We start from the raw sequence: 22,465 nt of genomic DNA on the forward strand, positions 1-22,465 counted from the left end.
CGGCGAAAGGCTGTCGCGGCCAGGTCCGCTCCCACAGGGTGACGAGGCGTGGCGAGCATTCTTCAGGCGCCGGTGCACGACAACGTCCAGGTCGAACGGCTACTGCCTGCCGCTGTAGGAGCGGCCCAGGCCGCGACCGCTCTTCGCGAGGAGCAACAGGCCCTGCCGCCCAGCGGCGAAAGACCGTCGCGGCCAGGTCCGCTCCCACGACGGCTCGCTTTACGAGCGAGCCGCCTGCGACCACTCCACCGCGTCCGCGCCGGCGGGAATGCGCATCGGGGCCGATGCGTCGGTGGCGGCGCGCCAGACGGCTTCCGCGACATCGCTCGAATGCGTGACCGGGCCGTCGGCCGTCATGCCGCTGAAGACCTGCTGCATGAAGTCGGCATAGGCGGGCGACGGGGGCTGCATGCGGGCGCGGGCGTTTTCGCCGAAGCGCGTGTCCGGGGCGCGGCCGGGGAGCACGAGGTGCGCGCGCACGTTGAAAGGTGCGAGCTCGAGCGCAAGCGATTCGGTGAAGGCGTTCACGGCCGCCTTGCTTGCCGAGTAAACCGACAGCAGCGGCAGCGGACGGTACGTGACGCTCGACGTGACGTTGATCACGACGCCGTTCTTGCGCTCGCGCAACTGCGGCAGCACGGCCTGCGTCATGGCGATCGTGCCGAGGGTGTTGGTTTCGAAGACGTCGCGGACGGTATCCATCGTCATGCCTTCCAGCGCGCTGAGCACGCCGATGCCTGCGTTGTTGACGAGGACATCGACCGGGCCCGCTTCGTCGATCGCGCGACGGATGCTCGCCGCATCGGTCACGTCGAGCGCGAGGACGCGCATGCGGTCGGACGCCGGGAAGAGATCGATGCGCGGCGTGCGCATGGTCGCGATCACGTTCCAGCCCTTCTCGTGGAAATGGCGAGCGATATCGAGGCCGAAGCCGGACGAGCATCCGGTGATGAGGACGGTCTGCATGGTGACTCCTGGGGTGAGGGTGCCTGCCGGCCACGATAGGCGCCCGGCCCCGGACTCGCTACACTCTGAAGTCCGATTATCGTTTGCGAGAGTCCAGTCATGATCGATCCGCTGGCGGAAGTGGTCACCCTGCTGCAGCCCAGCCTGCGGCGGTCGAAGCTCGTCTCGGCGGCCGGGTCGTGGGGCGTCCGCCAGGCGGAGCAGGGCAATCCGGTGTATTGCCTGATCCTCGAAGGATCCTGCCGCCTGACCCTTGGCGACGAGGAGCCAATGGCGCTGCAGGCGGGCGATTTCGTGTTGATCCCCGCATGGCGCGACATGCTGCTGTCCGGCAACGAGCCGCCCAGGCCCGAGGACATCGACCGGCATCCCGTGGAACTCGCCAATGGCGAGCACCGTCAGGGCACGCCGGAGGGCCCGCACGAGGTCCGCTTCCTCGCGGGCCTGTGCGAGTTCGGATCGCCGGACGCGGCGCTGCTCGTGTCGCTGCTGCCGCGGGTGGTTCTGGTCCGCGACGAGCCGCGGCTCTCGACGCTGGTGCAGCTGGCCAGCGACGAGGCGCGTGCGCAGCGTCCGGCGCGTGAGGTGGTGCTGGCGAACCTACTCGAAGTGCTGCTGATCGAAGCGCTGCGCTCCACCGCCGACGCCAGCCCGACGCAGGGTCTGCTGCGCGGGCTGGCGGACGCGCGCGTCGGCACCGCCATTCGCCACATGCACGAGAGCCCGGCACGCCCGTGGACAGTGGCCGAACTCGCCAGGGAGTCGGCCATGTCACGCTCGGCGTTTTTCGAACGCTTCAGCCGCGAGGTCGGCGTCGCGCCGATGGAATATCTGCTGTCCTGGCGCATGGCGCTGGCGAAAGACCTCCTGCGTCGACGGGACGGCAGCGTGGCGGAGGTCGCTGAGCGCGTGGGCTACGGCTCGGCCAGCACGTTCAGCGTGGCGTTCTCACGGCATGTGGGCGTGTCGCCCGCAGTGTATGGAAAGAGCGCTTCGGCGCCGGTCGCCGCTTGATGTCTGCATGAATCTATTCATGTTTCCACTGGAAGGTGAGTCAACTCACTGATACAAAAAGATATTGACATAGAAAATCTATTCATATATCTATTCATGCATGGCAACGATGGTGCGCGCCGAGCAGCTTCTCACCGCCCTGCGGCTGCGGGGTGCCTCAAGTGCGGCCGACCTGGCCGCGGATCTCGGCGTCAGCCAACCCACCGTTTCTCGTCTCCTGGCTTCAGTCGGCGACGTTGTCGCGAGGATCGGCCAGGCCCGACGTAGCCGCTACGCGGCGATTCGGGATGTACGAGGCCTCGGCTCGCGCTGGCCCCTGTTCCGCATCGACGCCCAAGGGCGCCCACAGGAGTTCGGCTTTCTGACGGCCCTTTATCCGAGGGGCGCTTTGGTCGCCCCACGTCGGCCGACCGACTGGATGCGCGACGAGTTCTCGGATGGCCTGTTCCCCGGCGTGCCCTGGTTCCTCGACGATCAGCGACCGCAGGGGTTCCTCGGTCGCCAGTTCGCGCAGCGCTGGGCTGGCGCCCTGGGATTACCGTCCGACATCCTGCTATGGGATGACGATGCGGTCATGACGGCGCTGTTGCTTCGCGGGAGCGACGGGCCGGGCGACTTCGTACTCGGCGAGCGATCGCTCGAAGCGGCGCTCGCCGAAGGGCCGTCACCCATTCCGACCGCCGAACGCGGCGAGGTCTATGCGCGGTTCGCGGAGGCGGCGATGGGTGGCGCGGAAGTCGGATCGTCGGCTGCCGGCGAGCAACCGAAGTTCACCACTGCGGTCGCCGACGGGAATAACGAGACGCGCCACGTCATCGTGAAGTTCAGCGAGCCTGTCGATGGCAACGCCACCGCGCGTCGCTGGGCCGACCTGCTTCTGAGCGAACACATCGCCGGAGAAGTCCTTCGGGACCACGGCCACGCCAGTGCACGCTCGGACATCGTCTGGTCAGGAGGGCGCGCGTGTCTCGAAGTGACGCGCTTCGATCGCGTCGGCGCGTACGGGCGACGCGGCTGCGTCACGCTGGCCGCGTGGAGCGATGCGCACGACGGCCTGCGCGACGATGGTTGGGCGGGTGCCGCCTCGCGAATGCGCGCCGGAGGATGGGTCGATGCCGATACGCTCGAACGCATCCGGGAACGCTGGTGGTTCGGTCGTCTCATCGGCAACACCGACATGCATTTCGGAAACCTCGCGTTCTTCCTCGATGACGCGCTACCGCTCGAACTCACGCCGAACTACGACATGCTGCCGATGATGTACCGTCCTGCTGCGAGCGGTGCCGTCGTCGGGCGTGAGTTCACGGTCGCGACGCCGACGCCGGCCGACCTGGCGGTGTGGTCGCTCGCTAGCGGCTGGGCAGTGTCGTTCTGGCAGCGCGTCGCGGAAGACGCCAGCATCAGTCGCGAGTTCCAGGCCATCGCGAACGCCAACGCGCAGATCGTGACCAGGGCGCGATCACGATTCGCGACGTGACGTGATCCGTCATGCTTCGACGTCGACACGGCGGAGCGTGCCGTTGAGACGCTTGAGCAACGCCAGCCCGCGGATGGAAATGTCCCTTTCGGCGATGCGGCCTTGCGCATCAGCGCAAGCGATCTGCTGTTGAATGATTTCGTACGAATTGTCCATCCGGAGATCGAGATATTCATCGTGCGATAGCGAACCGTCGTTCCATATGCCGAGGGTGCATATGAGGTCCAATGCCTCATCACCCGAAATCTGTCCTGTGCTCTGCAGTTCGGATACCGCGTCGAAGAACTGGCGAACCGTCATGTTCGAGAAGTCGTATCGATCGGCCGGTCGCGGATCGCTGACGGATGACGCCTCCACGGTGGCTGGATGGACACTGTCAGCATTGGCGACGGGCGCGAACGTTGCGTTGGAGATAGACGATATATGCATGAATCGGCTTCCTGCGCTCTTGGGATGATTTCTCCATCGTAAGCAAAGCGTCTGCCGACGAACGATCTGATCTCGACCTCGCGGCGTCGTCCTACGAAAAGTGTCGCGTTGGAGGTAACAGGACGGGCATGGACCCGGCAGATTCAGTTTGCGGAAATGCATAACGTTTCGGCCGCAGCGGATGTGCTGCGGATGGAGAACATCGCAATGAAGAGAAACGTGTCATTCGCAATCGGCGCGCTGGCCCTTGTCGCTTGCTGGAGCATCGCAGCGCAGTCTTTCGGCGGAGCTGCGCCTGTGTCTGATCTTTATGTCGCGAGCGTCAGCTCGCAAACGGGGTCCACCGAAGCGATAAGCGTCCACCAGACCGCTACCCAGCGTCATCATGCAGGTGGCTTTGTACATGTTGTCTCAGTCGAACGAGGCTACGGCCACGCCTCTGCCACGATGAACAATGGGCCAGTGCGGGAGATCGAAACCGTCAATCTTTGCGACGGGGGGCGCGGATCGATGGTCCGCTGTCGAAACGGCCAGACCGTCATTGGTCACATGCGTACTTGGGATGTCACCGGTAAAGGGAATGGACAGTTCACCGTGAAGTCAACCTCGGTCAACTGGCCTCGCAATACGGCGACCAAATCGATCTCGATCTTGTAGGAGCGCCGGTCTGACGAAACATTGTGGGAGCGCACCTGGGCGCGACATCTTTTGAGGCCGCGAGTGGCAGGTCCTGTTGCTCTTCGCGAGGAGCTGTCGCGCCCGGGTGCGCTCTCACAAGACAATGTGCCGGCGAGGTGGCGAAGCGCTGTTGGAGCGCACCTGGGCGCGATGTCTTTTGAGGCCGTGAGCGGCAGGTCCTGTTGCTCTTCGCGAGGAGCCAGACCGCGTTATGGAACCGATGGCGTCGTTTTTTCCAGGATGCGCATCGACTCCGCGTTGGCCGCTTCCCATGCGGCGATTTCCGCTTTCGTGGTCGGGAGGTGGGCTGGCATCGCCGCGTGACCGTTCATCGTGCTCGCGGGCGACGAATCCACCGGCGTGCCCGGCGTGGCGGGCACGTGGCGGGACGTGATGGCCTGTGCCGCCAGCACGCGCATGGCGCCCTGGGTCGCGCGCACCGCGTCGGTGCGCGCCTTGAGCACCGTCATCGCGTAGTACTGCCACAGCACGCAGAGCGAAATGGCCATGGTCAGGAAGGCGGCTGCGACCGCGACAATGGGAGCGCGGCTGCGCCTGGCGCGCTTCGGTGGATGCCGCGGCACGTTCCACGACGGCATGGCGTCGAACGAGGCGAACGGAACCGCGGGCTCTTCGATCGGCCCGAGCATCGCGCGCACGGCCTTGCCGTCGATCAGGCGGATGTGCCGGAATTTCGCGGCGGCCTCGATCGCGGCATTGGTGAATTCGCCGGAGGTGATGACGATGGCACCGGTCGCGGACGCCGTATGCATCACGCCGATGAGCTGGTGCACGTCGTTGTGCGGCACCTTCCAGCAATTCCAGTGCTTGCACTGCACGACGATCGTCTCGAGGCCCTGGCGCAGTATCAGGTCGATGCCGCCGTCGGTGCGGCGCGGGCCGCCGCCGGTGCCGACGTGGTCCACCTCGAATCCCTGCGCGCGGTAGTAGTCCGCGATCAGGTGCTCGAACGCGTCCCACGATACGCGGGTGAGCGCGTCGTCGTAACGGAAGCTCACGGGCTTGAAGCCCGTGCTCATCGGATGGTCCTTTGGTGCGGCATGCGATTCCCCTGTTCGCACGACGGCACCGCCCCCCGGCTGGCCACGTGGAATCGGCCGACTATACCCAATTCTCGGGTGCGTTCCTGTAGGCGAAGGACTACAACATTTCCGGGTCGGGAGCGTTCGGCGCGTGTCTCCTAGAATGGTCGGAATGCACCCGCTCACCGAGGAGACGTTTCGTGAGGATCACTGCCACCGTACTGTCGCTCGCCTTCGCGGCCGGCACCTGTCATGCCGCCGGATTCGATTGCGGCAAGGCGTCCACCGCCGTGGAGAAGGCCATCTGCGCGTCACCGGCGATCTCCGCGCTGGATGGCGAGCTCGGCGAGGCCTTCCGGGCGGCGTTGAAGAACCACCCGGACAAGGCCGACGCGCTGAAGACCGACCAGCGCCACTGGCTGGCTGAGCGCGACGCGTCGGTGGCCGCTTACCTTGGCGATCACCCAGGAAAACCACTCGCGGCCGACGTGGCGCGGTATCCCACGCGCATCGCCTTCCTGCGCGGCCTGGATGCGAAGGCGCCGAAGCCGCTCGACACCGTGCAGGCGCTACTGCCACGGTTGCCGAAGGGGTCGGACGATGTGCTGGCGGATCTCGCGAAGGCGGGGGCGTCCGTCGCCGTGGCCGCGGAGGTGTCGCTCGACGATGCGAAGGCGTTTCCGTTCGAGCCCGATGCGGCCGTGAAGAAGGCGCTCGCGGAACTCGACGCGTCGTCGGGCTACCGCAAGCTCGACGGGATGCCGGTGAGCTCGGTGTTTTCCGTCGGGGGCACGGCGTCGTGCTGGACCGAAGTGCCGTTCCGGATCGAGGGCCGCAAGGCGATCGCGGTCGACGCGCCGGGTGCATGGGCGTCGGACTGCATGTCCCGCCATGGCATGGCGCGCGTCCGCAGCGACGTCATCGCGACCGTGCTGTCGAATCCGTCGCCCGACGAGATGAACCTGGGTGTCAGTCGCTGGGAAGGGACGCGCTTCGGGCCCGATGCGCAGCTGACGTTGCGCTTCGATCACGCATTGGTTTCCGGTGGTAGCGCGTGTGCGCCGAAGCAGTCGCCCTGCGAGGATTTCGCCGCCGTCGCGATGGCGGCCGCCGCGCGCTACGAGCGCAGCCCGGTGCAGGGCACGCTGGATCGCCCGCTGAAGGGCGCCGCGAAGGTGTCGTACGACGCGCTGCTCGCGGCGGCGCGGGCGCCGAGTGGTCTCGCGCCGAAGGGCGAGTCGGCCACGTTCCGGGATCTGCCGGATTTCGGCGGCGCGGTCGGCGAAGGGATGATGACCGGCTACGGCGACGAAGCCACGTTCTTTCCGATCGACTTCCGTGGAGAGACGTTGCTGGGGTACATCGGGCACGGCCACGTGGGCTGGCGCGTCAACGACGACTGGATGCTGTCGGCGTGGCGGCTGAAGGCGGGCACGCTGGAGCCCGTGGCGTCGATGTACGTGAAGGTGGAGCGCGGCGCGCTGTTGCTGTCGGCGGTGGTGCCGGCGCCGGAGGCTGAGTCGCTTTAGTAGGTTTTGCTGTCGCGAGCACCCATCGCGCCCAGGTGCGCTCCCACAGGTTTCTAGCTCCTGTGGGAGCGGCCTTGGCCGCGAAGGGGTGCTTGCCGCGAGCACCCCATCGCGCCCAGGTGCGCTCCAACCGCGGTTTCAGGCCTTGCGGCGGCGCAGGGCGTAGCCGATGCCGAGGATCGCGAACCACACCGGGCTGGCGATCAGCGCCTGGCGCGTGTCGCTCTCCAGCGCGAGCAGCACGAGCACGAAGGCGAAGAACACCAGGCAGGCCCAGCACATGAACACGCCGCCAGGCATCTTGTACGCCGACACCGCGTGCAGTTCCGGACGCTTCTTCCGGTAGGCCATGTAGGCGATCAGGATCAGCGACCACACGAACATGAAGAGGATCGCGGCCAGCGTCGTGACCAGCGTGAACGCGGTGACGAGGTTCGGGATGACGTACACCAGCATCGCGCCGCCGAGCAGACACAGGCACGAGAACAGCAGGCCACGCGAGGGAACGGCGGCCTTCGACAGGTGCCGGAAGGTCGACGGCGCATGGTCTTCCTCGGCCAGGCCGTAGAGCATGCGGCTGGTGGAGAAGATGCCGCTGTTCGCCGACGACGTGGCCGACGTGAGCACGACGAAGTTGATCAGGCTGGCCGCGGCCGGGATGCCGGCGAGCACGAAGAGTTCCACGAACGGGCTCTTGCCGGGCAGCACCTGGCGCCACGGCGTCACGGACATGATCACGACCAGCGCGAGCACGTAGAACAGGATGATGCGGACGGGGATCGAATTGATCGCCTTGGGCAGGTTGCGCTCCGGATCGGCCGTCTCGGCGGCGGTGGTGCCGACGAGTTCGATGCCCACGAAAGCGAACACCGCGATCTGGAAACCGGCGAAGAAGCCGCCGATGCCGGTGGGGAAGAGGCCACCGTCGTTCCACAGGTTCGCCAGCGACGCCACGTGGCCGTCCGGCGAGCGGAACGCCCAGGCCACCATGCCGAAGCCGGTGACGATGAGCGCGCAGATGGCGATGATCTTGATCAGCGCGAACCAGAACTCCAGTTCGCCGAAGAGGCGTACGGTGGTCAGGTTCAGGCACAGCAGTAGCGCGACGCACAGCAACGCCGGCACCCATGGCGCGAGCCCGGGGAACCAGAACTGGGCGTACGAGGCGATGGCGATCACGTCCGCGATCGCGGTGATGATCCAGCAGAACCAGTACGTCCATCCGCAGAAGAAGCCGGCCCATGGACCGAGCAGGTCGGTGGAGAAGTCGATGAACGACTTGTACTGCAGGTTGGAGAGCAGCAGCTCGCCCATCGCGCGCATGACGAAGAAGAGCATCACGCCGATGATGAGGTAGACCAGCAGGATCGACGGGCCCGCGAGGCTGATGGTCTTGCCCGAGCCCATGAACAGGCCCGTCCCGATGGCACCGCCGATGGCGATCAGCTGCAGGTGGCGGTTCGACAGGCTGCGCCTGAGGTGCTCGGGGGACTGCTCCTGCGGATGCGACATCGGGCGGCTCGGGGTTGGGACGGAAGCGGGCACCATACGGGGGAGGGGGAGGGGTCGGCAAGGCACGGCATCACGCGCACCGGGGCCGCTGCCGCGGATCGCCGATACGATCGGCTCCCACCCTCCGCACGGTCGCCGGCTTCGTTACTATCCGAAACGCCCACCGTGCTGGATACCCTCATGACCGACCCGTTCCGCCAGGCCCTGATCGACGCCTACATCGACGCGTACAACCGCTTCGACATCGAGGGCATGCTGGCCGTGCTCTCCGACGACGTGCGCTTCGAGCACCACGCGGGCGGGGCGATGAGCGTCGCGACCGACGGCAAGGAGGAGTTCGGGAAGCTGGCGCGGGTGGGTGCGGCGCTGTTCGCGTCGCGGCGGCAGGAAGTGACCGCGGTCCGCGACGAGGGCGACACGGTCGTGGTGGACATCACCTTCCACGGCGAGATCGCCGAAGACATCCCCGACGGCCCGGGCGCGGGCACCGTGATCGAGATGGTGGGGACGTCCGAGTTCGCGTTCGACGGCGGGAAGATCAGCCGCGTGATCGACCGGGCCTGACTTCCGTCAGGCGGCCAGGTCGCGGATCGCGTTCAGCAGGGTCTTCCGGTCGTAGGGCTTGGCCAGATACCGCATGCCCGGCCGGAGCCAGTCGTGCTGTTCCGGGGCCTCGCCGGAGGTCACCAGCACGCGCATGTCGTGATGGCGGATGGCCAGTTCCTGGCCGCCGATCCGGCCGGGCATGTTGATGTCGGTGAACAGGACATCCGCCTTGCCGGTCGCCAGCCAGTGTTCGGCCTCGTCCCCGTTGCGCACGGAATGCACCTCGTAGCCTTCCATGTCGAGGATCATTTCGGAGAGGTCGCGGATGGCGTCGTCGTCTTCGACGAGCAGTACGACCGGGAGGGGTTGGGACGACATGGGACGGGCTCTGGTAAGGGACGCTGGACGAGGCGATTAGCCCGTCCGCCGTGAACACGATGTCAACGCGTTCGGCGACGAACTGCACTATTCCATTGTGCCGGGTGTGAACGCATCATAGCGTTTTTACAGGGGATGCCCATGGCCGCACTGTCTCAGCGCACGATCGACGCCGTTCGGAAGAACGAATCCAGCCTGCTCGCGGAGTGGACCGCCAATCTGGACGCCAGCGGTGCCTCGCGCGACGCGCGTATCGGCCACGCCGAGTTCGAATCGCAGACGAAGGAATTCCTCCGCCTGCTCGTCACCGGCTCGGCCACCAATGAGATCAACGGCGCCGGCGGCAACGAGTGGAGCGAGACCCGCGGCTTCCTCGAGCGCCTCTCGCGCAGCCGGGCCCTGCTGGGGTTCGACTCGCAGCAGACCGCCAGCTTCATCTTCTCGCTGAAGCGCCCGCTCTTCGACCTGCTCCAGGTGGAATACGCCAGCGAGCCGACGGAGCTCGCCGGTCAGCTCTGGGCCGTCTCGGAACTGCTCGACGGCCTCGGCCTGCACACGATCCGCACCTTCCAGAAGTCGCGCGAGGATGTGATCGCGCGTCAGCAGGAAGAACTGCTGGAACTGTCCACGCCCGTGGTGAAGCTCTGGGACGGCGTGCTCGCCCTGCCGATGATCGGCACGCTGGATTCCCAGCGCACCCAGGTCGTCATGGAATCGCTGCTCCAGCGCATCGTCGAGACCGGCGCCGAAATCGCCATCATCGACATCACGGGCGTTCCCACGGTGGACACCCTGGTCGCGCAGCACCTGCTGAAGACCGTTACCGCCATCCGCCTGATGGGTGCCGACGCGATCATCAGCGGCGTGCGTCCGCAGATCGCGCAGACCATCGTGCACCTGGGCCTCGACCTGCAGGGCATCGTCACCAAGGCCAATCTCGCCGACGCGCTCGCGCTGGCCCTGAAACGCTCGGGTTTCATCGTCGGCAAGGAAGGCTGATCGCCATGGAGCGCATCCCCATCCTGCGCATGGGCGAGTTCCTGCTCGTCACCATCCAGGTCGACATGCACGATCAGCTGGCGCTGACCCTGCAGGACGACCTCTCCGAGCGCATCAGCGACACCGGCGCGCGTGGCGTCCTCATCGACATCTCGGCGCTCGACATCGTCGATTCCTTCATCGGCCGCATGATCGCCACGATCTCGGGCCTGTCGAGGATCATGGACGCGGAAACCGTCGTGGTCGGCATGCAGCCCGCCGTGGCGATCACGCTCGTGGAGCTCGGCCTGACGCTGCCCGGCGTGAGCACGGCGCTGGACGTGGAGCGCGGCATGAAGCTGCTGCGTGACCGCGTGTCCGCGCGATGAACACGATCAGGCAAGGCACTCAACCGATCCGGATCGAACAGGATGTCGTGCTCGCGCGACAGACCGCGCGCAAGCTCGCCGTCGAAGCCGGGCTGCGACTGGTCGACCAGACCAAGCTGATCACGGCGGCCAGCGAACTGGGCCGCAACACCGTCATCTACGGCGGCGGTGGCGACATGGACTGGGAGCTGCTGGAAGACGGCGGGCGCAAGGGCCTGCGCCTGATCTTCCGCGACGAAGGCCCCGGCATTCCCGACGTGAAACTGGCGATGACCGATGGCTGGACGTCGGGCAGCGGCCTCGGCCTCGGCCTCACTGGCGCCAGGCGTCTCGTGGACGAATTCTCGCTGGAGAGCGCGGCCGGCGCGGGCACGCGCGTGACGATCTGCAAATGGACGTGACCTTCAGCGGCGAACCGACCCGCATCGTCGCGATCGAGGACGCCACGCAGATCGGCCAGGCGCGGCGCGTCGCGCAACTGGCGGCCAGCGGCGCGGGGTTCGATACCACCGACGCGGGCCGCGTGGCCCTGGTGACCACGGAGCTGGCCACCAACGTGCTCAAGCATGCGCGCAGCGGCGAGATCCACATTTCGGTCGTGCAGGGCGACGGCGCCTATGGCGTCGAGGTGACGGCCGTCGATCGTGGCCCCGGCTTCAACCTGGCCGATTGCCTCCCCGACGGATTCTCGACCGGCGGCACGCGCGGCGAAGGCCTCGGCGCGGTGCGCCGTCAGTCCGACGTCATGGACATGTACGCCGATCATCGCGGCTCGGTGGTGATGGCGCGCCTGTACCCGAAGGGCTTCGCGAGGGCCGACATCCGCTTCGCCGCCACGCAGCAGCTGATGCAGGACGAGACCGTCTGCGGCGACGGGTGGGGCGTGGCGCTGGACAAGGACAAGGTGTCGATCCTGCTCGTCGACGGGCTGGGGCACGGCATGTCGGCGCACGAGGCGGCGAACGCCGCGCTGGCGACGTTCCGCGAGGCGCCGCTCGAAGAGCCGGTCAACCTGATCGGTGCACTCAACAACGGCATGGCCGGCACGCGTGGTGGCGCGGTCGCGGTGGCGCAGTACCTGCGCGAGAGCGGCGTGCTCCGTTACGCGGGCATCGGCAACATCGCGGGTGGCCTGCTCACCATCGAGGGCTCGCGCGGCCTGGCGTCGCATCCCGGCATCGTCGGTGTGCAGGCACGCCGCGCCCAGTCGTTCGATTTCCCGCATTCGCAGGGCAAGCTGCTCCTGATGTACAGCGACGGCCTGCAGTCGCGCTGGAACCACAAGGAATACCCCGGCCTGCCCAACCGGCACCCGGGCGTCGTCACGGCGCTGCTGTATCGCGACTTCAATCGCGGCCGCGACGACACGACCATCCTCGCCATGACCCTCGGGACCGGCCTGTGAGCGACAACGACGACATCGCGCGGCTGACCGCAGAAAACGATTCCCTCCGCGCGGAACTGGAAGAGACCAACCAGGGCGTGCTCGCGCTGTACGCCGAACTCGACAAGCAGGCCGAGCAGCTGCGCCAGGCCTCGGAGCTGAAGAGCCGGTTCCTCTCGTACATGAGCCACGAGTTCCGCACGCCGCTGGGCTCCATCCTCAGCATCGCGCGCCTGATGGCCGACGGCATGGACGGCCCCCTCAACGGCGAGCAGCAGAAGCAGGTGTCGTTCGTGGCCAACGCCGCGCGCGAGCTGAGCGACATGGTGGACGACCTGCTCGACCTGGCGAAGATCGAGGCGGGCCGCATCACCATCTCGCCGGCGTGGTTCGAGCTGATGGACCTGTTCTCGGCGTTGCGCGGCACGTTCCGCCCGATCGTGGACGCGACGGAGGCCGACCTGATCTTCGAGGATCCGGAGCACATGCCGAAGCTCTACACGGACGACAAGAAGCTCGCGCAGATCCTGCGCAACTTCATCTCCAACGCGCTGAAGTTCACGCCGCGCGGCGAGATCCGCGTCTCCGCGCAGCTGGAAGGCGACGATCGCGTGCGATTCGCCGTCAGCGACACCGGCATCGGCATTCCGGAGGAACTGCAGGGCGCCCTGTTCGAGGACTTCACGCAGGTGGACTCCCCGCTGCAGAAGCGCCTGCGCGGCACGGGCCTCGGCCTCTCGATCTGCCGGCAGTTCGCGCACCTGCTGGGCGGCGAGGTCGGTGTGGTGAGCCACCCCGGCAAGGGTTCCGTCTTCCATGTGGTGCTCCCCTTGAAACTCTCCAGCGAGTCGAACGATGCCTCGTAACTCCCGGCTGCTGATCGTCGACGACAACGCGGCCACGCGCTACGCGATGCGGCGCACGGTGGAGCGCGCCGGCTACGAAGCCATGGAGGCCGGCACGGGCACGGAAGGCCTCGCGCTTCTTGCCAGCCACGAGTTCGCGGCGGTGATCCTCGATGTGAACCTGCCCGACATGAGCGGCTTCGACATCGTGCGCCGGTTGCGCGAGGCGCCGGAGACGATGCTGCTGCCCGTCGTGCACGTGTCGGCCGCGTCGATCGACACGGGCGACCTGATCACCGGTCTCGACAACGGCGCGGACGCCTATCTGATCCATCCGGTGGATCCGGACGTGATGCTCGCGACGCTGCGCACGCTGATGCGCGTGCGCGAGACCGAAGACGAACTGCGCGCCGCCGAAGCGCGGTTCCGCGAGATCTTCACCAACATCGCGGCGCCGATCGCCGTGATCGACGGGGCGCTTCGCATCCTGGATTCGAACGAGGCGTTCGACCGGCTGATCGAGGATGCCGGCTGCACCGGCGAACTGGTGTCCTGCTTCGAACCGGGCCAGGACGAAACGCTGGCGCAGATGCGCGAACACCTCGCGTCGAACGAGCGCTGGCGCGGCGTGCTGTGCATGCACTCGCGCGCGGGCGTCCGCGAGACGGAATGGCGGGTCACGCCGTATCGCAAGGAAGGCGGCCTGGTCTTCGTCGAGGACGTCACCGAGCAGCGTCGCCGCGAGCGCGACCAGCTCGAACGCATCGACACGGCGCACAGCCAGCTGGCGATCGAGAAGGCCGAGCGCGAACGCACCGAGCTGCAGCTGCTGCAGGCGCAGAAGATGGACGCGCTGGGCAAGCTCACCGGCGGCATCGCGCACGACTTCAACAACCTCCTGACCAGCATCATCACGGGCATCGACCTGATCAATCGTCAGGTGGAGGCCGGCAAGCCCGACAAGGTGCAACGCTTCGCCGATGCCGTGCTCGGTTCCGCACGTCGCGCCGCCGCGCTCACGCACCGCCTGCTCGCGTTCGCGCGCCAGCAGCCGCTCGACGCGAAGGCCTCCGACCTCAACGGCAACGTCCGTTCGCTGGAAGACATGCTGCGGCGGACGCTCGGCGAGCGCGTCACGCTGGAACTGGATCTTTCCGGCGAGCCCGTGGTCGCCGAGGTGGACACGAACCAGCTCGAGAACGCGGTCATCAACCTCGTCATCAACGCGCGCGACGCGATGCCCGAGGGCGGACGCATCCGGATCGCCACGGGACGCCGACGCCTCGTCGGCGACGGCTCGTTGCCCGATGGCGATTACGTGCACGTGACGGTATCGGACAACGGTTCGGGCATCGCGCCCGATGTGCTGCAGAAGGTGTTCGAGCCGTTCTTCACCACCAAGCCGCTGGGGCAGGGCACGGGTCTCGGCCTGTCGATGATCTACGGTTTCGCGCGCCAGTCCGGCGGCGAGGCGCGCATCGAAAGCGTCGTGGGCCGCGGCACCGAGGTGACGCTGCTGTTGCCCGCCAGCGAAGGCGAGGTGGTGACCGTCACGGCCGGCCAGGGTGAGATCGCTGGCGGCCACGGCGAACGCGTGCTGTTGGTGGAGGACACCGACTCGCTGCGCATGTTCACCGCCGAGGTCCTGACCCAGGCGGGCTACACGTGCGTGGCCACGGGCGACACCGATCGCGCGCTGTCGCTGCTGCGTGGCGACGAATCGTTCGACCTGCTGCTCACCGACATCGGCATGCCGGGCCTCGACGGACGCGAGCTCGCCGACGTGGCGCGGGCGTGGCGTCCGACGCTGCCGGTGCTGTTCATGACCGGCTACGCGGAAAACGCGACCGAGCGGTCGCGTTTCCTCAATCGCGGCATGGATCTCATCGCGAAACCGTTCGAGATCGATGCCTTGCTGACGCGCGTCAGGCAGATGCTCGACTAGGCTTCAGAAACCCTCGAGCACGATCTTGCCCTTCGCCTTGTGGCTCTCGATGCGTTGGTGGGCGCGGCGCAGGTTCTCGGCGGTGATCGGGCCGAAGTGCTCGCCGAGCGTGGTGCGCAGGGTGCCGTCGTCGATCAGCGCCGCGACGCGATCCAGAAGCTCATGCTGTTTGATCATGTCGGGCGTCTCGTAGGTCGAGCGCGTGAACATCGACTCCCAGTGCAGCGAGATCGCCTTGCGCTTCAGCTTCGTGGCATCGAGCGCGTGCGGATCGTCGATCAGGCCGAACTGACCCTGCGGCTTCACGATCTCCACGATCTGCTCGTAGTACGCGTCCGTGTGCGTGAGGCTGACCAGGTGATCGACGTGCGCGATGCCCAGCGCTTCGAGCTGCGGGCCGAGCGGCTTCGAATGGTCGATCACGTGGTGCGCGCCCAGTTCGCGGACCCACTGGGCCGTTTCCTCGCGCGAGGCGCTGCCGATGACCGTGAGCTTCGTCAGGCGGCGCGCGAGCTGCACCAGGATCGAACCGACGCCGCCACCGGCGCCGATGATGAGGATCGACTCGCCCTCGTGGCCGCCCTCGGCGATCTTCAGGCGGTCGAACAGCATTTCCCACGCGGTAAGCGCGGTCAGCGGGAGCGCGGCGGCGTGGGCGTCGTCCAGCGTGCGCGGCTTGTGCCCGACGATGCGCTCGTCGACGAGCTGGAACTCGGCGTTGCTGCCGGGGCGGTTCAACGCACCGGCGTAGTAGACCTCGTCGCCTTCCTTGAACAGCGTGACACCTTCGCCGACCGCCGCCACCGTGCCGACGGCGTCGAAGCCCAGCACGCGGGGCGCCGTGGTCTTCACGCCGGCGCGCACCTTGGTGTCGACGGGATTCACCGAGACGGCGCTGACGGCGACCAGCAGGTCGCGCGGGCCGGGGACCGGCTGGGGAATGTCCATTTCGACCAGCGCGTTGGCGTCGTCGATGGGCAGGCCGTGATGGGTGTAGACGATGGCTTTCATGCGGGTAGCTCCGTTGAGGATGGCGCCATGCTCCTCCCCGGCGCGTTGCCGAAAAACCATCGCCGCGCGGGATCACTTTCATCGCCACGGTGAAAATCGGATGTCCTGGAGCGCGCTCCCTTCGCATCCGCATGACGGCCCGTCCACCCACCGATCCCGACAGTGGGGCGGACCACCGACGGAAAGGCTGCCCCCCATGACCGACGACTTCTCCCCGACCCGCCGCCGTATCTTCCAGAACGCCTCGCTCGGTGCCGCCGCGGCGGTACTCGCCGGCGCCCCGAGTTTCAGCGCCATGGCCGCCGAATCGACCGGACCGGGTGGCACGCGCCCCCTGGTCGACCCACGCCAGGGCTTTCCGCACCCGCCGTTCGCGAACCAGAGCCAGCCGTGGCCCGGACTCGCGGGGAAGATGACGCCGCGGCCCGACCACGGCGAAACCAGCTACAAGGGCAGCGGACGACTCGCGGGACGCAAAGCGTTGATCACCGGCGGCGACTCGGGCATCGGGCGCGCCGTCGCCATCGCGTACGCGCGTGAAGGCGCCGATGTCGCGATCAGCTACCTGCCGGCCGAGGAGGACGATGCCAAGGAAGTCGTCGACCTGATCCGCAAGGCGGGCCGCAAGGCGCTGGCGCTGCCGGGCGACATCCGCGACGAAGCCTGGTGCGGCCAGATGGTGCAGAAGACGGTGGAGGCGTTCGGCGGACTCGACATCCTCGTCAACAACGCGGGCCGCCAGCACAGCTTCGACTCGATCCTCGACATCAGCACAGAGTACTTCGACTGGACGGTGAAGACGAACCTCTACGCGATGTTCTGGATCACCAAGGCGGCCGTGCCGCACCTGCCGCCGGGTGCCGCGATCATCAACACGACATCCGTCAACGCGTACAACCCGTCCGAGAACCTGCTCGACTATGCGATGACCAAGGGCGGGATCATGATCTTCACCAAGGGTCTGGCGAAGCAGCTCGTCAAGAAGGGCATCCGCGTGAACGGCGTGGCCCCCGGCCCGTTCTGGACCCCGCTGCAGGTCTCGGGCGGCCAGACGCCGGAGAAGCTGCAGAAGTTCGGTGGCGATACCCCGATGGGCCGCCCCGGTCAGCCGGCCGAGATCGCACCGATCTACGTGCAGCTGGCGTCCACCGAGGCGAGCTACGAAACCGGGCAGATCTTCGGCGCCTCGGGCGGGGCGGGTAATCCTTAGCGCTTGATCGCCGATACGATCGGCTCCCACCCTCCGGTAGGTGACTTGCTACCGAAGGGGTGGGAGCCGATCGCATCGGCGATCCCGCGGCAGCGGGCATGCTTGCCACACCCGCCGGAAGGCCTAGGGCCCCCTCCCAAAAACCCGATATCTTTCAAACGGCTTCCCGATTACTATCCGCCCCGTGACGACAGGCGTTTTCAGGGGAACGGGATGTCGGAAGGGAAATCGGGGGCACTCGTCGATCGGCGTTTCGCGGCCGAGATGGACGCGTTGCAGCGTTTCGGGCGGGTGGAAAAAGAAGCCCAGCTCGGCGATGCGGACGCGCAGTACCGCCTCGCGCAGATGTACGCCGCGGGCGATCACGTCGAACAGGACTACGCACGCGCCACGCAGTGGTTCCGCCGGGCCGCGGAGCAGGGACACGTCGAAAGCCAGTGCCGCCTCGCCGCGCACTTCGCGGAAGGGCTCGGCGTTCCGCGCGATCCCTTCGAAGCCGCCGGGTGGTATCGCCGCGCGGCCGACACGGGCTCCGCCGAAGCGCAGTGCGCGCTCGGCATGCTGCATGCGCGCGGCCACGGCGTCGTCGCGGATCGCCAGGAGGCCCTGCGCTGGTGGGGTCTGGCGGCCGACCAGGGGCACGTGCAGGCCTGCGTGAACCTCGGTGTATCGCATTACTTCGGACGTGGCGTTCCGCGCGACGCCGAACTCGCCTTCGCGTTCTACACGAAGGCGATCGAGCGCGGCGACCCCGGCGCGCGTGGCTACGCCGACGCGTTGTGCAGCGTCGCGCACATGTATTGCGACGGCATCGGCGTGCCGCGCGACACCACCATGGGAGCGCATCACTACCGGCGCGCGGCGGAGATGGGCAACGGCACGGCGCAGTTCGCGCTCGCCAAGCTCTATCTCGAAGCCAGCGCGCAACCCGAGGATCGCGAGCAGGCGCGCCACTGGTTCGCGCGCGCGGCGGAGCAGGGCGACAGCGAAGCGCGTCGTATGCTCGCCGAGCTCGAAGCGATCCCCGCCGGGACCGACGCGACGCCGGAACGCATCGCGCAGATCGGCCCGCAGGACGCTTCCGCGCAGTTCCTCCTCGGCCAGCGGCTCGCCGCCGGCGACGGCGTGGCACGGAACGATCGCGAAGCCGTGCGCTGGCTGGCGCTCGCCGCCGAGCGCCATCACGTCGCCGCCCAGTACGCGCTGGCCACGATGATCGACGCCGGCCGCGGCGTGCCCCGCCGGATCGACGAGGTGGTGCGGCTGCTGCGCAGCGCGGCGGGCGCCGGCCATGCCGACGCCCAGTTCGACCTCGGCCTCCTCCACGAGCGCGGGGACGGCGTGCCGCGCAATCCCTCGATCGCCCGGGCCTGGTATCGCAAGGCGGCGGCGCGCGGCCACCTGAAGGCGCTGCGCAAACTGGAGAAGCGGTCGTGGTGGCGGTTCTGGTGAAGCGAGGGTCGCAATAACCTGCGCCCGTGACTTCCGGCGCTTTCCCGCGCGCGGTGCGAGGACGACCATCGGCGGATGACCGCCGGGCGGATGTCCGCCGGGGTCCGTACATAGGGCAACCCGCATGCGTAAATCCCTCGTCAGCGCGATCGCTTTCGCGCTCGCCGGCTTCTCCCTCGCCACCGTCGCCGCGCCCGCGAACGACACGGCCGAGCTCGCCACCACACAGCTTCCGCGCACCGTGCGGCCGACGCATTACGACGTGGCCGTGGTGCCGCATGCGGACAAGCTCGCGTTCGACGGCAAGGTGTCCATCGCGATCGACGTGCTGCAGCCGACGCCGTCGATCACGCTCAACGCGATGAACATGACGTTCGCCAACGTCTCGCTCGCCGCCGCGAAGGGCAAGGCGTCGTTCGCCGCGCCGAAGGTCGCCGTCGATGCCGACGCGCAGACCGCGACCTTCACCTTCGACCACGCGATCCCCGCCGGCAGCTACGTGCTGACGATGGATTACACGGGCAAGATCGGCACGCAGGCCAACGGCCTGTTCGCGATCGACTACGACACCAAGGCCGACGGCAAGAAGCGCGCCCTGTACACCCAGTTCGAGAACTCCGACGCGCGCCGCTTCATCCCCTCGTGGGACGAGCCGGCGTACAAGGCCACGTTCACGCTCTCCGCCACGGTGCCCGCCAACCAGATGGCCGTGAGCAACATGCCGGTGGCGTCGAAGAAGGACATCGGCAACGGACTGGCGACCGTCACCTTCCAGCCGTCGCCGAAGATGTCGACGTACCTGCTGTTCTTCGGCCTCGGCGAGTTCGATCGCGCCACGACGAAGAGCGATGGCGTGGAAATCGGCGTCATCACGCAGAAGGGCCTGACGTCGCAGGCGCAGTTCACGCTCGACACCGGCAAGGCCGTGCTGCAGGAGTACAACGCGTACTTCGGCGTGCCGTACCCGCTGCCGAAGCTCGACAACATCGCTTCGCCGGGCCAGAGCCAGTTCTTCTCGGCGATGGAGAACTGGGGCGCGATCTACACCTTCGAATACGCGCTGCTGCTGGATCCCACGATTTCCACGCAGTCCGACAAGCAGGAGGTCTTCAACACCGCGGCGCACGAAATGGCGCACCAGTGGTTCGGCGACCTCGTGACCATGCGCTGGTGGGACGACCTCTGGCTCAACGAAGGCTTCGCGTCGTGGCTCGCGTCGCGCACCACCGAGCGCCTGCATCCGGAATGGCACACCAACCTCGAAGCCGTGTTCACGCGCGAAGGCGCGATGTCGCGCGACGCCGTGGCGACGACGCATCCGGTCGTGCAGCACGTGGCGACGGTGGAGCAGGCCAGCCAGGCGTTCGATTCCATCACCTACTCGAAGGGCGAGTCGGTGATCCGCATGCTCGAGGCCTATGTGGGTGCCGACAAGTGGCAGAAGGGCGTGCAGGCGTACATCAAGGCGCACGCGTATTCGAACACCGTCTCGGACGATCTGTGGAAGGCGATCGACGCCGCCGCCGGCATGCCGGTGAGCACCGTCGCCCACGACTTCACGCTGCAGCCGGGCATCCCGCTGGTGCGCGTCGAGTCCGTGTCGTGCGCGAACGGTTCCACGACGCTGAAGCTCTCGCAGGGGGAGTTCACCCGCGACCGCCCGGACAAGAAGCCGCTGTCGTGGCATGTGCCGGTGATCGCGAAGACGGTCGGCGGCGCCACGTCGTCGACGCTGCTGGAGAACGGCGCCGGTTCGCTCACGGTGGCGGGCTGCGCCCCCGTTCTCGTCAACGCGGGACAGACGGGTTACTACCGCACGCTCTACGCGCCGGCGCAGATCAAGGCGCTGCAGGGCGCGTTCGCGAAGCTCGATCCCATCGACCAGCTCGGCGTCACCGCCGACGTCTGGGCGCTGGGCATGGGCGGCCTGCAGCCGGCGTCGGACGTGCTGGACCTGATCAAGGCCGCGCCGCTGGATGCCACGCCGCTGCTGTGGGACGGCATCGCCAGCGACTTCTCCACGCTGGACGATTATTACGAGGGCGATGCGACGCGTCAGGCCGCGCTGCGCAAGTACGCGATCTCGCGTCTCGCGCCGAAGTTCGCGCAGCTGGGCTGGGAAGCGAAGCCGGGTGAGGAAGCGCCGGTGGCGATCCTGCGTGCGCACCTGATCGGCACGCTGTCGCACCTGGGCGATGCGAACGTCATCGCCGAGGCGCGTCGTCGTTACACGAGCGACACCATGCCGCCGGAACTGCGCAAGTCGATCCTCGCCGTCGTCGCCGCGCATGCGGACGGCGCGACGTGGGACAAGCTGCACGCGGCGGCGAAGGCCGAGAAGACGCCGCTGGTGAAGGATCGCCTGTACGCGTTGCTGGCCACGCCGTCGGACGAGGCGCTGGCGAAGCGTGCGCTGGAACTGGCGCTGACCGACGAGCCGGGCGCGACGAACAGCGCGGCGATGATCTCCGCCGCGGCGCGTGCCCACCCCGAGCTCGCGTTCGACTTCGCCGTGGCGCACAAGGACAAGGTCGACCAGTTCGTGGATTCGACCTCGGCCGCGCGCTACTACCCGATGCTGGCCGGCGGTTCGCTGCAGCTGTCGACGATCGACAAGATCAAGGCGTTCGCCGACAAGTACATCGCACCGACCTCGCGTCGTGACGCGGAGACGAGCATAGCCAACATCCGCTACCGCGCGATGGTCCGCAAGGACCGCCTGCCGGCCGTGGATGCGTGGCTGAAGAAGAACGGTTGATGGATGTCTGAAACGAAGCCGCCGGTCGCGAGACCGGCGGCTTTCGTGTGTCTGGCCGCGCTACTTCACCCGGCCGCGGCGCACGCCGCGACGAGCGCTTCGCGGAAGCAGGGCACATCGACCAGTCGCGCGGCCAGGGTGCCCTTGAACACGTCGCCCGATCCGCAGGTTGGCACGCGGTAGAGTTCCGACTCGTCGCCGTGCCGGTCCGCACCGTGCGAGACGAGGCAGCTCTTGTCCAGCGACACCACGACCGTTCCCGCGCACAAACGGCGGGCGAGCGCGTTGATCGTCGTATCGTCCATGCTCGTCACCGCCTGCGCCGTGATGTCGATCGAGAGGAAACGCCCGCACACGCGAGCGAACTCGTAGACGTCGAGCAGCAGCACGTCGGTGCTGGCGAACTCGCGCACCGAAAGGCCAGGAGGCAGCGGGCCCGGATCCAGCACACGAAGGATGCGCTTCTCGCCGGCCATTTCGAGCGTGGCCGCGACGGCGTCGATGTTCGCCTCGGTCGAGACGAGCAGCACCTTCGCGCCCTCGAAGAGATCGGACTGCGCGGCGATGAAGCCGGCATCGAGCCGGTCGTTCGCGCCGGACGACAGCACGGACATGACCTGGCCCTTCGGATCGACGACCAGCGCGGTACGGCCGGTGCGCACGCCGGACACCACCTGCCAGCGGGCCACGACGTTGAGCGGCAGGCCGGAGGGATCGATGGTGTCGTCGCCGATGGCGGCGATGAGGCCGGTGGCCACGCCGGTGTGCGCCGCGGCGACCGCCTGATGAAAGGCCTTGCCGCCGGGACGCCGTTCGAACGCGGTGGCGTACGCCGGCTCGCCCGCGCGGGGAAGGCGTGGCGTCTGCCAGCGCTCTTCCTCGCTGTAGCCACCGACGACCAGCAGGCGCGCCGCGGTCATC

The 22,465-nt window shown here is 67.5% G+C and carries 21 protein-coding genes; 14 read left to right on the forward strand and 7 right to left on the reverse strand.

What is annotated here, in order from left to right:
• Positions 1 to 219: 219 nt before the first annotated feature.
• Entirely contained in the window at positions 220 to 966 is a 747-nt protein-coding gene (locus J2X58_RS17625) for an SDR family oxidoreductase (RefSeq protein WP_310049958.1), read from the reverse strand.
• A 99-nt stretch (positions 967 to 1,065) separates the two neighbouring features.
• On the opposite strand from J2X58_RS17625, the gene J2X58_RS17630 reads away from it, so the two are divergent.
• Positions 1,066 to 1,980, forward strand: a complete 915-nt coding sequence (locus J2X58_RS17630; RefSeq protein WP_310049960.1) for an AraC family transcriptional regulator — start codon at positions 1,066 to 1,068, stop codon at positions 1,978 to 1,980.
• A 100-nt stretch (positions 1,981 to 2,080) separates the two neighbouring features.
• Positions 2,081 to 3,457, forward strand: a complete 1,377-nt coding sequence (gene yjjJ / locus J2X58_RS17635) for a type II toxin-antitoxin system HipA family toxin YjjJ (protein ID WP_310049962.1) — start codon at positions 2,081 to 2,083, stop codon at positions 3,455 to 3,457.
• Positions 3,458 to 3,466: 9 nt separating this feature from the next.
• Here the strand turns inward: yjjJ and J2X58_RS17640 are convergent, their stop codons facing one another.
• Positions 3,467 to 3,886 carry a hypothetical protein gene (locus tag J2X58_RS17640; protein WP_090055321.1) on the reverse strand — a complete coding sequence of 140 codons (420 nt, stop codon included), beginning with the start codon at positions 3,884 to 3,886 and terminating at the stop codon, positions 3,467 to 3,469.
• A 156-nt stretch (positions 3,887 to 4,042) separates the two neighbouring features.
• Here J2X58_RS17640 and J2X58_RS17645 point away from each other — a divergent pair, with 156 nt between their 5' ends.
• A complete protein-coding gene (locus J2X58_RS17645; protein WP_310049964.1) occupies positions 4,043 to 4,543 on the forward strand; it encodes a DUF4879 domain-containing protein in 501 nt (166 codons plus the stop codon).
• A gap of 230 nt (positions 4,544 to 4,773) precedes the next feature.
• Here J2X58_RS17645 and J2X58_RS17650 read toward each other — a convergent pair whose 3' ends face one another.
• The gene (locus tag J2X58_RS17650; protein WP_310049966.1) at positions 4,774 to 5,604 is read right to left on the reverse strand and encodes a restriction endonuclease; all 831 of its coding nucleotides are present in this window, start codon (positions 5,602 to 5,604) and stop codon (positions 4,774 to 4,776) included.
• 203 nt (positions 5,605 to 5,807) lie between these two features.
• Between J2X58_RS17650 and J2X58_RS17655 the strand changes: the two genes are divergently transcribed.
• Positions 5,808 to 7,136 (forward strand): lysozyme inhibitor LprI family protein, encoded by a 1,329-nt coding sequence (locus J2X58_RS17655; protein WP_310049968.1) that lies wholly within the window; start codon positions 5,808 to 5,810, stop codon positions 7,134 to 7,136.
• A 138-nt stretch (positions 7,137 to 7,274) separates the two neighbouring features.
• Here J2X58_RS17655 and cycA read toward each other — a convergent pair whose 3' ends face one another.
• Complete coding sequence (cycA, locus tag J2X58_RS17660; RefSeq protein ID WP_090055316.1) at positions 7,275 to 8,648, reverse strand: D-serine/D-alanine/glycine transporter; 1,374 nt, start codon at positions 8,646 to 8,648, stop codon at positions 7,275 to 7,277.
• Between the two features lie 180 nt (positions 8,649 to 8,828).
• Here cycA and J2X58_RS17665 point away from each other — a divergent pair, with 180 nt between their 5' ends.
• Positions 8,829 to 9,212, forward strand: coding sequence for a nuclear transport factor 2 family protein (locus tag J2X58_RS17665; RefSeq protein WP_310049973.1), 384 nt, complete (start codon positions 8,829 to 8,831; stop codon positions 9,210 to 9,212).
• A 6-nt stretch (positions 9,213 to 9,218) separates the two neighbouring features.
• Here J2X58_RS17665 and J2X58_RS17670 read toward each other — a convergent pair whose 3' ends face one another.
• Entirely contained in the window at positions 9,219 to 9,572 is a 354-nt protein-coding gene (locus J2X58_RS17670) for a response regulator (protein WP_090055313.1), read from the reverse strand.
• 141 nt (positions 9,573 to 9,713) lie between these two features.
• Between J2X58_RS17670 and J2X58_RS17675 the strand changes: the two genes are divergently transcribed.
• From J2X58_RS17675 to J2X58_RS17700, 6 genes are read left to right on the forward strand one after another with little or no spacing between them, the layout of a single operon-like run.
• Positions 9,714 to 10,571, forward strand: coding sequence for an STAS domain-containing protein (locus J2X58_RS17675; protein WP_310049976.1), 858 nt, complete (start codon positions 9,714 to 9,716; stop codon positions 10,569 to 10,571).
• A 5-nt stretch (positions 10,572 to 10,576) separates the two neighbouring features.
• Entirely contained in the window at positions 10,577 to 10,939 is a 363-nt protein-coding gene (locus tag J2X58_RS17680) for an STAS domain-containing protein (RefSeq protein ID WP_090055310.1), read from the forward strand.
• 5 nt (positions 10,940 to 10,944) lie between these two features.
• On the forward strand, positions 10,945 to 11,340 hold the full coding sequence (locus J2X58_RS17685) for an anti-sigma regulatory factor (RefSeq protein WP_217642653.1): 396 nt from the start codon (positions 10,945 to 10,947) through the stop codon (positions 11,338 to 11,340).
• A complete protein-coding gene (locus J2X58_RS17690; RefSeq protein ID WP_310049978.1) occupies positions 11,331 to 12,344 on the forward strand; it encodes an ATP-binding protein in 1,014 nt (337 codons plus the stop codon). The genes J2X58_RS17685 and J2X58_RS17690 overlap by 10 nt, the downstream gene beginning before the upstream one ends.
• On the forward strand, positions 12,341 to 13,189 hold the full coding sequence (locus J2X58_RS17695) for an ATP-binding protein (protein ID WP_090055305.1): 849 nt from the start codon (positions 12,341 to 12,343) through the stop codon (positions 13,187 to 13,189). Before J2X58_RS17690 ends, J2X58_RS17695 begins: the two co-directional genes overlap by 4 nt.
• Positions 13,179 to 15,113, forward strand: a complete 1,935-nt coding sequence (locus J2X58_RS17700) for a response regulator (protein WP_310049982.1) — start codon at positions 13,179 to 13,181, stop codon at positions 15,111 to 15,113. The genes J2X58_RS17695 and J2X58_RS17700 overlap by 11 nt, the downstream gene beginning before the upstream one ends.
• Before the next feature lie 3 nt (positions 15,114 to 15,116).
• Here the strand turns inward: J2X58_RS17700 and J2X58_RS17705 are convergent, their stop codons facing one another.
• Positions 15,117 to 16,124 (reverse strand): zinc-binding alcohol dehydrogenase family protein, encoded by a 1,008-nt coding sequence (locus J2X58_RS17705; RefSeq protein ID WP_310049983.1) that lies wholly within the window; start codon positions 16,122 to 16,124, stop codon positions 15,117 to 15,119.
• 295 nt (positions 16,125 to 16,419) lie between these two features.
• Here J2X58_RS17705 and J2X58_RS17710 point away from each other — a divergent pair, with 295 nt between their 5' ends.
• From J2X58_RS17710 to J2X58_RS17720, 3 genes are all read left to right on the forward strand, one after another.
• The gene (locus J2X58_RS17710) at positions 16,420 to 17,334 is read left to right on the forward strand and encodes an SDR family oxidoreductase (RefSeq protein ID WP_218143218.1); all 915 of its coding nucleotides are present in this window, start codon (positions 16,420 to 16,422) and stop codon (positions 17,332 to 17,334) included.
• Positions 17,335 to 17,547: 213 nt separating this feature from the next.
• Entirely contained in the window at positions 17,548 to 18,786 is a 1,239-nt protein-coding gene (locus tag J2X58_RS17715; RefSeq protein WP_310049985.1) for a tetratricopeptide repeat protein, read from the forward strand.
• A 124-nt stretch (positions 18,787 to 18,910) separates the two neighbouring features.
• Positions 18,911 to 21,544: a M1 family metallopeptidase gene (locus J2X58_RS17720; protein ID WP_310049988.1), complete on the forward strand. Its 2,634-nt coding sequence runs from the start codon at positions 18,911 to 18,913 to the stop codon at positions 21,542 to 21,544.
• Positions 21,545 to 21,609: 65 nt separating this feature from the next.
• On the opposite strand, the gene J2X58_RS17725 is transcribed toward J2X58_RS17720, so the two are convergent.
• A complete protein-coding gene (locus J2X58_RS17725; protein ID WP_310049990.1) occupies positions 21,610 to 22,464 on the reverse strand; it encodes a PfkB family carbohydrate kinase in 855 nt (284 codons plus the stop codon).
• Between the last annotated feature and the right edge of the window lies 1 nt (position 22,465).

This window comes from Luteibacter sp. 3190 (assembly GCF_031456385.1).
In the GTDB taxonomy this organism is placed as follows: Bacteria; Pseudomonadota; Gammaproteobacteria; order Xanthomonadales; family Rhodanobacteraceae; genus Luteibacter.